This window comes from Rubrivivax sp. A210, assembly GCF_904426505.1.
Lineage (GTDB): Bacteria > Pseudomonadota > Gammaproteobacteria > Burkholderiales > Burkholderiaceae_C > Rubrivivax.
This window is the reverse complement of the sequence record NZ_CAJGBN010000015.1, coordinates 1-12,148: the sequence shown is the minus strand read 5'-3', so window position 1 is coordinate 12,148 and position 12,148 is coordinate 1. Positions and strand designations below refer to the sequence as shown.

General features: G+C 66.9%; 10 protein-coding genes. All 10 read right to left on the bottom strand.

The annotated features are described in order from the left end of the window. Nucleotides 1-2: 2 nt before the first annotated feature. Nucleotides 3-539 (bottom strand): DUF1097 domain-containing protein, encoded by a 537-nt coding sequence (locus JMV16_RS12305; RefSeq protein WP_201494575.1) that lies wholly within the window; start codon nt 537-539, stop codon nt 3-5. A 65-nt stretch (nt 540-604) separates the two neighbouring features. Beyond that, nucleotides 605-1,852, bottom strand: coding sequence for a transporter substrate-binding domain-containing protein (locus tag JMV16_RS12300; protein ID WP_201494574.1), 1,248 nt, complete (start codon nt 1,850-1,852; stop codon nt 605-607). Between the two features lie 43 nt (nt 1,853-1,895). Then, nucleotides 1,896-3,599, bottom strand: a complete 1,704-nt coding sequence (locus JMV16_RS12295) for a PQQ-dependent dehydrogenase, methanol/ethanol family (protein ID WP_201494573.1) — start codon at nt 3,597-3,599, stop codon at nt 1,896-1,898. Between the two features lie 301 nt (nt 3,600-3,900). Continuing rightward, on the bottom strand, nt 3,901-5,397 hold the full coding sequence (locus JMV16_RS12290; RefSeq protein WP_236580488.1) for an aldehyde dehydrogenase: 1,497 nt from the start codon (nt 5,395-5,397) through the stop codon (nt 3,901-3,903). 19 nt (nt 5,398-5,416) lie between these two features. Beyond that, nucleotides 5,417-7,192 carry a thiamine pyrophosphate-binding protein gene (locus JMV16_RS12285; protein ID WP_201494572.1) on the bottom strand — a complete coding sequence of 592 codons (1,776 nt, stop codon included), beginning with the start codon at nt 7,190-7,192 and terminating at the stop codon, nt 5,417-5,419. A 242-nt stretch (nt 7,193-7,434) separates the two neighbouring features. Next, nucleotides 7,435-8,547: a porin gene (locus tag JMV16_RS12280; RefSeq protein ID WP_201494571.1), complete on the bottom strand. Its 1,113-nt coding sequence runs from the start codon at nt 8,545-8,547 to the stop codon at nt 7,435-7,437. A 377-nt stretch (nt 8,548-8,924) separates the two neighbouring features. Further along, nucleotides 8,925-10,502: a GMC family oxidoreductase gene (locus JMV16_RS12275; protein WP_201494570.1), complete on the bottom strand. Its 1,578-nt coding sequence runs from the start codon at nt 10,500-10,502 to the stop codon at nt 8,925-8,927. 36 nt (nt 10,503-10,538) lie between these two features. Beyond that, the gene (locus JMV16_RS12270; protein ID WP_201494569.1) at nt 10,539-11,138 is read right to left on the bottom strand and encodes a gluconate 2-dehydrogenase subunit 3 family protein; all 600 of its coding nucleotides are present in this window, start codon (nt 11,136-11,138) and stop codon (nt 10,539-10,541) included. Between the two features lie 123 nt (nt 11,139-11,261). Further along, entirely contained in the window at nt 11,262-11,810 is a 549-nt protein-coding gene (locus JMV16_RS12265; RefSeq protein WP_201494568.1) for a YbhB/YbcL family Raf kinase inhibitor-like protein, read from the bottom strand. A gap of 133 nt (nt 11,811-11,943) precedes the next feature. Beyond that, on the bottom strand, nt 11,944-12,148 hold a 205-nt coding region (locus JMV16_RS12260), incomplete at its 5' end, for a helix-turn-helix domain-containing protein (RefSeq protein ID WP_201494567.1).

Sequence of the window (12,148 nt, the reverse complement as noted above, 5' to 3'; positions counted from 1 at the left end):
CGTCAGGCGGCGGCCTGGGCGCCGTCGGCCTTGGGGCCTAGCACGGCAACCATGCGCGTCTGCAGCACGCCCAGGCCAATGCCGATCAGCAGCGAGATCGGCACGACGATGGCCACGTTCTTCAGCGAGGCCGAGGTCATGGCCGCCACCGTGAAGGCATCCGGCGTCTGCGCCAGGTAGGCAAAGCCGGTGGCGAAGCCGTAGAAGCTGGCCGGCACGACGCCGAAGAGCGGCAGGCGCGACAGCCAGATCATCACCGGCGTGACCGCGGCCACCAGCAGGGCAGCAGCCACCGGCACCGGCAGAGGCAGCACGCCGGCGCCGACGCCCAGCGCCACCAGCCAGCACATCGAGATCCCCAGCGCCATGCAGGCCATCACCTTGGGGATCACCTCCTTGCCGCCGCCGGAATGCAGAAAGCCGGCCCAGCCGATGAAGGCGCACCAGACCAACAGGCCAGGAAACTGCAGAAAGGCAAAGGTGGCCAGCGAGGCGATGAGCGCACCCGACACGGCATAGGCATGGATGATGGGGAACATGTCGTCTGTCTCCTGGGTCTCGTTATGGTTGGGTCTGGGCCGCCGCCCGGGGCGGTCCGCGCTCTTCAGTCGGCCTTGCCGACGCTCTGGACGTAGGCCCAGATGCTCTTGATCTCGGTGTCGCTGTAGACATTGCCCCAGGGCGGCATCGCCGTGGGTGGGCGGCCGGCCTTGACCACGGCGACGAAGTCGGACTCGTTGCCCTCGAAGCGCCGCAGGTCGGGCACCATGCCGCCGGAGACGAGGTTGCGGCCATGGCACTTCTGGCAGGAGCCGTTGTAGATGGACCGACCCTTCTCGGCGAGTACCTCCTGGGCCACGGAGCCGGACGAGCCGGGGGCCACGGAGGTCTGCTGGGCCAGCATCGCGCCCGCCTGCGACCCACCCACGACAAAGTGCAGCCGCACCGAGACGGCCACCGCCCCGGCACGGGCCTGCCACTGCCGGGCCTTGGTCCCCGCGGGCTGAGCCTTCGCCACCGGCGGCTTGCCGCCTGCAGGCCTGACACTGGCCGGCATCGAATGCACGGTCGGGAAGCCGTAGCGGGCCAGGATCTCGCCCCGCCGGCCGCTCTTGCCCATCTCGGCTATGGCCTGGTTGACTTCGGCCAGCAGTTCCGGCTCGCTGCTGCGCACCGCCACGGCCAGCGGAAACGCGAATTCCGGCCGCGCATCGGCCAGCACGCGCAGCCGCGCACCGGGTTCGTTCCTGGCCATCCAGCCGAAGACCGGACCCCACATCACGGCGGCCTCCAGCTCACCCTTTTCCAGGGCCTTGAAGATGGCCTTCTGGCGCGGGTAGAGGCCGCGGTCGTGGCCCATGTCGAACACCTGGAAATCGGCCAGGGTGTTCATCTGCACGCCGATGCGCTTGCCTTTCAGCTCGGCCAGCGTGGTGGCCGTCACCTGGGGAGCCACCACCACCACGAAGCCGGTATTGAGGTAGGGCCGCGACAGCGTGACCTGGGGGTTCTGGGCATCCAGCCGCTTGTCGGTGGGTGCGCCGACGAAGAAGTCGCAGTTGCCGGCGGCCAGTTGCCGGTAGACGCGCCCGATGAACTCGGAGGCGTACCAGTGGACCTTCAATTCCGCGCCCAGGCTGCGCGCGATGTCGGCCGCCATCTCCAGGTCATAGCCCTGGGGCTGGCCGGCGGCATGCGACAGCGGCAGGTTGTCGGGGTCGGCGCACACCGTGAGGGTGCGCGCCTGCCGGATGACCTTGGCCGGCGCACCGCCAACCGCCAGCGCCGCCGAGCCTATGAGCAGGGCGCCAAACAGCGCGGCGGCGCGAATGGTGAACTTCGAATGGGTCATGGTGCGTTCGGGAAGGGGCGAACCCCTTCCCGCTCCGGCTGGTTCAGTCGTCCTTGAGCGCGAAGACCCAGAGGGTCGCGCCGCGGTTGATCTTCTTCAGGTGCTCAGGCACGGCCTTGCCGGCCCACAGCGGGAAGGAGCCGCCCATGCCCGAGACGACGGCCACATGCTGCTTGCCGTCCATCATGAAGCTGACCGGCGCGCCGACGATGGACGACGACACCGGGAAGCTCCAGACCTGCTTGCCCGAGGCCGCATCGAGAGCGTAGAAGTCGGTCTCGAAGGTGCCAAAGAAGATCAGGTCACCGGCGGTTGACAGCACGCTCGAGGTGAGCAGCGGCGACTTGTTCGGCCAGCGCCACACGATCTTGTTGGTCTTGAGGTCGACGCCCTGCATCTCGCCCTTGCCCGGACCCTCGTGTTCACCGCCAATGCCCAGGTACATCACGCCACGCTTGTACGAGACCTCTTCCGAGGTCCAGTGGTAGCAGAGGTCCACCACCGGGATGAAGGCCATCTGGCGCTGCGGGTTCACCGACATGTGGGCCAGGCCCTTGGCACCGAAGTAGGTCGGGCAGACGGTGGATTCCTTGCCCTTGGCGTAGAGCTTGGAAACATCGACCTCGGAGCGGCCGGTCGCCGGATCGACCTTGCCCCAGTTGGCCTTCTCGAAGAACTTCAGCACCGAGTTGAACTTGCCGTCGGTGCGGTCCAGCGTGTAGAGGTGGCCGTTCTTGTTGGCCTGCACCAGGCCCTTGACCTTCTTGCCGCCCTTGTCGAGGTCGACCAGGATGCCTTCCCAGACCGAGTCGAAGTCGAAGGCGTCCTTGGCCGTGAACTGAAAGTCCCAGACCTTCTTGCCGGTGTCCACGTCCAGCGCCAGCATCGAGTTGGCGCCGCGGTTGTCGCCCGGACGCATGGCGTAGTTCCAGGGCGCGGGATTGCCCGTGCCCCAGTAGACGAGGTTGGTCGCCGGGTCGTAGGTGGCAGTCAGCCAGGCGGCGGCGCCGCCGTACTTCCACGACTCATTGCCCCAGGTCTCGTTGCCGGGCTCGCCCGGCTGCGGCACGGTGATGGTGCGCCACAGTTCCTTGCCGGTCTGGAAGTCGTAGGCCACGATCTGGCCCGTGACGCCGTATTCGCCGCCGGCCAGGCCCACCATGACCTTGCCCTTCACGATGACCGGGGCCATCGTCATGCTGTAGCCGCCCTTGTAGTCTTCGGCGGTCACCTCCCACACCTTCTTGCCGGTCTTGGCGTCCAGCGCCACCACATGCGCGTCGAGCGTCGTGAAGTAGACCTTGTCCTCGTAGACCGACACACCCTTGGAGATCAGGCCGCAGCAGGTGAACTGGCCGATGTCCGCCGGCAGCTTGATCTCGTAGCGCCAGATGCGCTCCTTGGTGCGCAGGTCCACGGCCTCGACCCACTGGTTCGAGACCTGCATGATCATGATGCCGTTGTTGACGATGGGCGTGAGTTGCTGCCCCTCATTGCTGCCCAGCGAATACGACCAGGCCAGCGACAGCTTCTTGACGTTCTTGGTGGTGATCTGGTTCAGCGGGCTGAAGCGGTCACCGTTGTAGTTCTTGCCGTAGACCAGCCAGTCGCTGCCGTCCTTGGCGGAATTGAGCAAGCGCTCGTCGGTAACGGTCTTCCATTCCGAGCCCCATGCGCCCAGGCCGGCCACCGCCAGCGCCACCGCTACCGCACCGCGCACTGCCGCCGATGCCATTCTGTTTGCCATATCCGTCTCCAATCCGATGTGTTGATGCCCTGGCCCGGTCCGCCCCTGCGGCCGGCGTTTTGTTGGAGGTGCCCACGATCGCCCCTCGAAGCGAATGTTCTTCTCAGCGCCACCGCCTATCCATCGCTGGTGGCAGGCAGAAGTGGCAGCGCGAAGGACAAGTTATCCATTTGTCTTGCCATCGCAATGCGGGGCCGGATCGGCGGGAATTCACCCACCATTGCCGGCCCCGAATGAAAAAGCGCGCTGCATGCCCTTGTGGGGCAGCAGCGCGCTCTGGGCAGGCCTGGCAGGTGCCGCGCTAGACGCGGAATGGATCCCTGCTCTGCGGCGTCAGCTCGATCCACACCGCCTTCTGCTCGGTGTACTCGAGCACGGCGTCGATGCCGTTCTCGCGCCCGATGCCGCTGGCCTTCATGCCGCCGAAGGGCACGTTGGGGGCGAAGCGGCGGTAGGTGTTGACCCACACGGTGCCGGCCTTCAGGCGCTTGGCGACACGGTGCACGCGCTGCACGTCACGCGACCACAGGCCCGAGGCCAGGCCATAGGGTGTGTCATTGGCCATCGCGATGCCCTCTTCCTCGGTATCGAAAGGCACCATGCAGACCACGGGCCCGAAGACCTCGCCGCGCATCACCGCGTCCTCGGCCTTGACGTCGGTGAGCACGGTCGGGCGGATGAAGTAGCCGCCCAGCCCGTCGTCGGCCCCGCCGCCGCAGGCCACGGTGGCGCCTTCCTGCACAGCCTGGCCCAGGATCTCCTGCACCTTGGCGAACTGCGGCGCGGTGGCGATGGGGCCCATCTCGGTCTCGACCAGCGCCGGGTCGCCCATCTTGATGGTCTTGGCTCGGGCGACGACGCCGTCGAGCACGGCCTGGTAGATGGAGCGCTGCACGAAGGCGCGCGAGCCCGCATGGCAGACCTGGCCGGTGCCGCCAAAGATGCCCGCGAGCACGCCGTTGACGGCGGCGTCGACATCGGCATCCTCGAAGACCAGTTGCGGCGACTTGCCGCCCAGTTCCAGCGTGATGCGCGCCAGGTGCGAGACGGCGGACTGCGCCACCGCGATGCCGGTGGCGGTGGAGCCGGTGAAGGCCACCTTGTCGACGCCGGGGTGCTTGACCAGCGCGGCGCTGGTCTCGCGCGACGACGACGGCAGCACGTTGAACACGCCGGGCGGAAAGCCGGCCTCATGGAAGCGCTCGGCCAGCGCCAGCGCCGAAGCGGGCGTGAACTCCGAAGGCTTGGCCACAAAGGCACAGCCCGCTGCGAGCGCCGGCGCCAGCTTGAAAGTCAGCAGCAGCAGCGGCGCGTTCCAGGGCAGGATGGCCGCCACCACGCCGATGGGCTCGCGCCGCGTGTAGACAAACATGGCCGGGTTCGCGTCCTGCACGACACGGCCCTCGATCTTGTCGGCCAGGCCCGCGAAGTAGCGGAACCACTCGGCGATCAGCGTCACCTGCCAGCGCGAGTCCTTGATGAGCTTGCCGTTGTCTGCCGTCTCGACGGCGGCAATGGCTTCCAGGTCACGCTCTATCAGTTCGGCCAGGCGGATCATCAGCCGGGCGCGCTGCGAGCCCGGCATGCTGCCCCAGGGCCCGTCGAGCGCGGCCCGCGCGGCGTTCACCGCGCGGTCGACATCGCTGGGCGCGGCGTCGGCGATGCGGGCCCAGGTCTTGCCGGTGTAGGGGTTCTCGGTGTCGAACCGCTTGCCCCCGGCGGCCTGCTCCCACTGGCCCCCGATGTAAAGCTCCGGGTGTTTCAAATGGGGCGCGACCGCCCCGGTCATCTGCGACATGTGCGTGCCTCCCTGGCGCTTACTTGGTGAGCAGGGCCAGCAGGTTCTCGCCCGGCAGCCTGGAGCCGGTGTTGTCGACCGGGATGTCGCGGCCCGGCAGGATCAGGCGCGGGCCGCAGCCGCCGATGTCGTCGCTGCACAGGCCTTCGGTCTTGTTCACCGGGACTTCGATGACATAGGGCTTGCCCGATTCCAGGCCGCGCTGCAGCGCGCCCAGGATGTCGCCGCTCTTGCGCACCGATTCACCACCGGCGCCATAGGCCTTGGCGATGGCCACCCAGTCGGGGTTCTGGAACGAGGTCCAGGCCTCCTTCTTCTCGAACATGTAGTTCATCAGCGTGTGGTTGGCGCCGTAGGACTCGTTGGTGAAGACCAGCACCACCACCGGCAGCTTGTGCTCCATCGCCACCCGCAGTTCATTGGAGTGGTAGAAGAAGGCGCCGTCGCCGCTGCCGATGATGACGCGGGCGTCGGGCTCGGCAAGCTGTGCGCCCAGGCCCATGGGCAGGGCGCAGCCCAGCACGCCTTCGCCAAAGGAAGTGATCAGGCGGCGCGGCTGCTCCAGGCGCGTGCCGCACATCAGCGGCAGCGAGTGGTTGCCGATGTCGGTGACGAAGATGTCGTTCGGGCGCAGCACCTTGCGCACCTCGTTCATCACGCGCCACATGCTGGCGGGCATGTCGTCGTGGCGGCCCTTCTCGTCGACCCAGTTGATCCAGGCGTTGCGCAGCTCGGCGACGCGGGCGTAGTTGGCGCGCTCCTGGTAGGGCTTGGCGGTGAAGCCCTGGGCGGCGGGCAGCGCGTCCACCATCTGCTCGAGGAAGGACTTCGCATCGGCCACGATGGACAGCGTGGGGAAGTAGAACGAGCCGATCACGGCCGCGTCGGCGTCGACGTGGATGATGTTGGGCAGCTTGTTGATGTAGCCCTGGGCGATGCCCCAGTCGGCCAGGCGCGAGCCCACCACCAGCGCCAGGTCGGCCTCCTTCAGCAGGTCATTGGCACAGCGCCAGCCGCAGAAGCCGGCCGGGCCCAGCACCAGCGGGTGGGCCTCGGGCACCACGCCCTGGGCGGTGGAGGTGGTGACGATGGGCACGCCGGCCAGCTCGGCCAGCTGCTTCAGCGCCGCGCCGCCCTTGCTGCGCACCACGCCGCCGCCGGCGATGATGACCGGGTTGCGCGCCTTGAGCAGCAGCGCCACGGCCTGCTTCACGTCTTCGACCGAGGCACCCATGGTGTAGTCGGGCTTCTTCGCGCGGGTCGGCACCAGGCCGTCGGCCTCCATGCGGTCGGCGCTGATGTCGAAGGGGATGTCGACATAGGTCGGGCCGCCAGGCATGCCCTCGGCGATGTGGAAGGCCTCGAACACGGCCTCGCCGATGCGGTCGAGCCGCTCCACGCGCTGCGTCGTGCGGGCGATGCCGTTGAAGGTCTGCATCGGCACCTGCTGGCAGGACTCGGCGCGACCGTAGAAGCGGCTGTCGCTGTTCATGCCGATGTGGACCGAAGGAATGCGGGACGAACGCGCCTCCATCATCGGGCCGTGGATGTAGAAGCTGCCCACGGTGTGCCAGATGCCTGTCGCCGCGGCGCGGTCCTTGACATAGTTGTAGCCGTTCACCATGTGGGCGCCGCCGGTCTCGGTGGCCGGATTGACCATGCGCGCGCCCAGGGAAGAGTTGCGCACCGCATCGGCCATCACATGGGTCGAGTGGCCCACGAAGCCGAAGACCTGCTCGGTGCCGCACTGCTCGAGCGTCTCGACCACCATCTGCGCGCCGTTCTTGATCGCCATTACTGTTCTCCTAGGGAAAGGGGGGGGTTGTTCCTGACGTCCGCATGCAGCCCGCGCCGAATGAAGACTCGTGTCCAAGTAAATTCTGTGTAAGCCCGGCAGCAACAGCCATCGCGCGGGGTCGCAGAAATGGAGGGGCAGTCGCGGGACTTGTGATTTCGTCGGCTGCCCGAGGGCCGACGCCTGCCGCCGTCAAGCGGCAAGAGGCCGCCGGGTCGCCCCGACGGCCCCTTGGAGGCCGATCAGAAGTTGAAGCGGAAGCCGGCGTTGACGACCGTGGTGGTGGCACCTTGCACCAGCGTGCCGGAACCGCCCAGGAGCGACACCCCGATGTCAGCGGCGCTCTTGGCCGAGATCACGGCCAGTTGCGCGTAGAGCGTGATGTTGGACTCGTAGGCGTATTCGTCGCTCAGCACCCAGGTCGTGGCCTTGTTGCCACTGACGCGGCTGTCCTTGCCGGAGTAGAGGGACACGTTGACGTTGTGCGCCTGGGCCGCCTTCCAGTCGAAGCCGACGCCGACGATCTTGTGGTTGTGGGTCTCCTGGCCCGAAACCGTGTCGTACTGCTTGGCATTGAGGTAGTTCAGCTTCGGCGAGAAGTCGCCGAAGGTGGCGCCGACGCCTGCAAAGAACTTGCTCGCCCCCTTGACCCCGCTGTTGGCGTAGTCGGTCTGGACACCGGCGGAAACCGTGACCGGACCGCTGTAGGTGGCCGCCAGCGACCAGGTGCCATCGGCCTTCGAACTGCCCGCCTTGCCGCCGATGCCGTAGAGCGCGGCGACATTGAGCTTGTCGATGTCCACCGAATACTGCACCGAGTTGTGCGCAAAGGCGCTCAGGAAGTTGCTGCCCATGGCGCCGAAGTTGCTGGTGAACAGCCACGGCTGCAGGCCGGAGAGCGACTCGCGCAGGCCGCGCGGGTCGGTGGCGGCAAAGGCCAGCGTGGCCGGCGTGAACTGCTGGCCCACCGTCACCGTGCCGAACGGGGCCGAGAAGCCCACGAAGGCCTGGCGGGTGAAGCCGGTGTCGCCGAAATCGCCGTCCGAGCCATTGCCGGAATTCAGGTGCGCCTCGAGCTTGAAGAAGGCACTCTTGCCGCCGGACAGATCGCGCTTGCCGGTGATGCCCCATTTGCTGGGGCTGATGCCGCCCGACACGAACTTCTGCTGCGAACCGGCGCTCGTGGGGCCATTGCCCGAGCCGTCGGTGGCCTTGCTCTGCAACCACACGCCGCCATCGAGCGTGCCGTACAGCGTGACCGACGTGGACTGGCCCAGGTTCACGGTCAGGCCATCGGCAGCAAAGGCGCCGCAGGCCACCGGCAACAGCATCCAGCCCAGGATAGATCGCTTCATGACTTGTCTCCTCAGTTTGTTTTCATCGGAAGTTGATGGATTTCGGATCGGTAGCTTCGAGGCACCGCGGCCGCATGTGGAATCGCTCTCCACTCCAGTTCCTGATTCCCCGAACGGAACCCGAATGGAGACTGGCGAATTCATTCTCTGGCGGCAGGCCGCGTCGATTGAATTGCCGCCCGTCGCGGCAATGCGCCGGAATCGGCGTTTGTTGTCGCCCAGTCTGATGACCGAAAGACAGAAGCCATCGAGTTCGAACTCGCAGCCCAGTGCCTGCGGGCCGGTCGGAGCACAAAAAGGAGAACCCGGCAGGGCCGGGTTCTCCAAACCGCCGCGCAACGCCACGCAGCGGGTCCGCTCAGCAGGTGCAAGCGCGCCTAGATCGCGCCCTTCTTCATCTGGTCGACGATGTATTCGGCCTGGCGTATGGCCAGCGAGACGATGGTCAGCGTCGGGTTGGCCGCGGCGCTGGACGTGAACTGGCTGCCGTCGGAGACAAAGAGGTTCTTGATGTCGTGGCTCTGGCCCCACTTGTTGACCACGCCGTCCCGGGGCTTCTCGCTCATGCGGTTGGTGCCCAGGTTGTGCGTCGACGACCAGGTCGGCTGCTCCACCGTGCGGATGGAGCCGAAGCCCTCGTTCATCTTCTGCCATTGCGTGCGGCCGTGCTGCCTGAGCATGGCGTCGTTGGCGTGGTCGGAGTTCGACACCACCGGGATGGGCAGGCCGTACTGGTCTTTCTCGGTAGCGTGCAGGGTGATGCTGTTGCCTTCGCAGGGCAGTTGCTCGCCGCAGACCCAGACGCCGGCCATGCGGTCGTACTGCTCGAGGGCCGTCGTCATCTCGCGGCCCCAGCCCGAGGGCGGGCGCAGGAAGGCGGCCACGAAGGGCAGGCCCATCTGCAGCACCTCGAAGTAATAGCCGCCGAAGAAGCCGCGCGACGGGTCGTTGCGGGCCTCGTCGGCAATGATGGCCGCCACCGCATTGCCGCGGTGCATGTTGATGGGCTTCTCGTAGATGGAGAACAGGCCCGCCGTCGTATGGCCCATGTAATTGCGGCCGACCTGGCCCGACGAATTGGCCAGGCCCTGCGGAAAGCGGCTGGTCGCCGAATTCAGCAGCAGGCGGGGCGATTCGATGGAGTTGCCGGCCAGGGCGACGATGCGCGCCTTCTGCAGGTGCTGCTTGCCGTCCTTGTCCTGGTAGAGCACGCCACTGACCTTGCCTTCGCGGTCATGCTCGATCTTCAGCACCATGGACTGGGGCCGCAGATCCACGCGGCCGGTGGCCAGGGCCTTGGGGATCTCGGTGTAGTTGGTGGCCCACTTCGCGCCGACCTTGCAGCCCTGCATGCAAAAGCCGATCTGCTGGCACGACGGCCTGCCGTCGCTGGGGACGGACTGGATGGCCATCGGGTGGATGACGTCCTTGTAGCCGAACTTCTTGGCCGCTGCGGACGCCACCTTGTGCAGGTTGTTGTGCGGCAGTTCAGGCTGGCCACCGGGCGTGCCCGAAATGCCCATCTTCTGCACCGCGCGGTCGTAGTAGGGCGCGAGGTCTTCGTAGGAGATGGGCCAGTCCAGCAGGTTGGCCCCAGGCACCGCGCCGTAGGTGGTGCGGATCTTGAACTCGTAGGGCTTGAAACGCAACGAGACACCGGCCCAGTGCATGGTGGAGCCGCCCACGCCTTTGACGATCCAGGCCGGCAGGTTGGGGCCGGTGCGGGCCACCGACCAGGCGCCGACGGCCTGGCGCTTGTCGAGCCAGCTGAGCTTGAGGAACATCCCGAACTCGTCGTTCTCGATTTCCTCTTCCTCGAAATTGCGGCCCGCCTCGAGCAGCACGATCTTGTTGACGCCCTTCTGGGCGAGTTCATTGGCGAGCGTTCCGCCGCCGGCACCGGAGCCGATGATGACGATGGCCTCGCCATCGTTGAGAGCAAACTTTGCAGCCATGGCTTGTTATTCCTTCAATGCGAGCGCAACGGCCGCTCAGAGCCAGTTGATGTCGTTGAACCCGCGCTTGATGTAGCCGCCCTTCTCCCACGAGGAGCCCTCGTAGCCGAAGTGGGGCCAGGCGTCCTTGCGGTTGTAGATGCCGAAGAAGAGATCGCCGCGCACCTTCTGGAAGAAGGGCGACTGCTCGATCTGGTACAGCAGCGTCACGCGGTCGCCCTCGGCGGGGATGTCGACATAGCTCTTGCCGTGGGCAGCATTCGCCAGCTTGTTGATGCGCTCGACGCCACCGGCCAGCAGGCCCTTGAGGGCGGCATCGCCGCCGGCTGCCTTGTCGAAGCCTTCGACGACCTCGGCATAGAACTTCTCCGGCAGCTTGTCGTGCGGGTAGATGTCGCGTGCCATGCGCAGCAGCGTGGCACCCATGCGCTCGCCCAGCGTCGTGAGCTTCATCGCATAGGCATCGGTGGCCACGCCCATGGCCCCGGCAACCCCGGCCACCGGAATCACGCGTGCGCCCAGTGCTGCCGCACCGCTGCTTTGCAGGAAGAGCCGCCGGCTCGGCTTTTCTGCACTGGAACCGGAAGCCGCCTTCGGGGCTCCGCTATCGCTGCCGTCCTTCTTGGAATCGATCATGGTGTCTCCATTTGTTCTTGCCCGTCCACACATCCACCCGCACGAGCCCTCGCGCAGTGAATTCATTCTTTCGAGGTGCATTAGCGCGGGCCATGGCCGGCAATCACCCGAATTAGCCTGGAGTCAGCGCCCGTGTCTCACCGTGAAGCTGGCCTTGGCGATGCGGTTGAGTCGCGTCATGTAGCTCACCAGTGCCGGCGTGGCGTCGTCACCGAGTTCGAGCTTGTCGACCTTGAGCGCGCTGAGCGTGAAGAGATAGCGGTGCGGCTTGTCGCCGGCCGGCGGGCAGGGGCCCATGAAGCCGGGCTTGCCGAGGTCATTGCGCCCCTCGCGGGCACCGGCCGGCAGCGCGCCGCCCAGGCCCACGGCCGCGGGCAGTTCGGTGGCGCCGGCGGGGATGTCCAGCACCACCCAGTGCCACCAGCCGCTGTCGGAGGGCGCGTCCAGGTCATAGATCGTCAGCACGAAGCTCTTGGTGCCGGCCGGTGCGCCCGACCAGGCCAGCCGCGGCGACTTGTTTTCGCCGGTGCAGCCGAATGCGTTGAGGATGTGGGTGGCAGCCACCGGCTTGCCGGGCACCATGTCCGGGCTGCTGAGCGTGAAGCCGGCGGGCCAGGCGGTCGAGGCGGCCAGCAGGCACAGGGCCGCGGGGAGCTTGAGAAAATTCTTCATGGGATGTCCTTCTTTGCTTGCGGGGGGAGGAAGGGCCAGGCAGCCTGGCGCCGGGCAGGCTGCGCCCTTTCGGGCACCGCGGCTGCGTGGGGTGGCACCGCTGCGGCGCAACGCCGCGCGGCGCCATGGGGATTCAGGCAGCCAGACTCAGGCCGGCACCCCAGCGGTCGAGGCCGATCACCGGCGCCAGCGTGGGGACAGCCGGGCCGCTCGCAAGCACCGTGACATTGCGCCGGTACTGGCTGGGCGAGAAGCCCTGCTGCAGCTTGAAGAAGCGCGTGAAGTTGCCCGGCGACTCAAACCCCAGCCGGTTGGAGATGTCCACCAGCATGTCGCCG

Coding starts and splice junctions, on each gene's coding strand:
- JMV16_RS12275 (WP_201494570.1), bottom strand. CDS start 10,502: ATGGCTGCAAAGTTTGCTCTCAACGATGGCGAGGCCATCGTCATCATC.
- JMV16_RS12295 (WP_201494573.1), bottom strand. CDS start 3,599: ATGGCAAACAGAATGGCATCGGCGGCAGTGCGCGGTGCGGTAGCGGTG.
- JMV16_RS12270 (WP_201494569.1), bottom strand. CDS start 11,138: ATGATCGATTCCAAGAAGGACGGCAGCGATAGCGGAGCCCCGAAGGCG.
- JMV16_RS12265 (WP_201494568.1), bottom strand. CDS start 11,810: ATGAAGAATTTTCTCAAGCTCCCCGCGGCCCTGTGCCTGCTGGCCGCC.
- JMV16_RS12305 (WP_201494575.1), bottom strand. CDS start 539: ATGTTCCCCATCATCCATGCCTATGCCGTGTCGGGTGCGCTCATCGCC.
- JMV16_RS12285 (WP_201494572.1), bottom strand. CDS start 7,192: ATGGCGATCAAGAACGGCGCGCAGATGGTGGTCGAGACGCTCGAGCAG.
- JMV16_RS12300 (WP_201494574.1), bottom strand. CDS start 1,852: ATGACCCATTCGAAGTTCACCATTCGCGCCGCCGCGCTGTTTGGCGCC.
- JMV16_RS12290 (WP_236580488.1), bottom strand. CDS start 5,397: ATGTCGCAGATGACCGGGGCGGTCGCGCCCCATTTGAAACACCCGGAG.
- JMV16_RS12280 (WP_201494571.1), bottom strand. CDS start 8,547: ATGAAGCGATCTATCCTGGGCTGGATGCTGTTGCCGGTGGCCTGCGGC.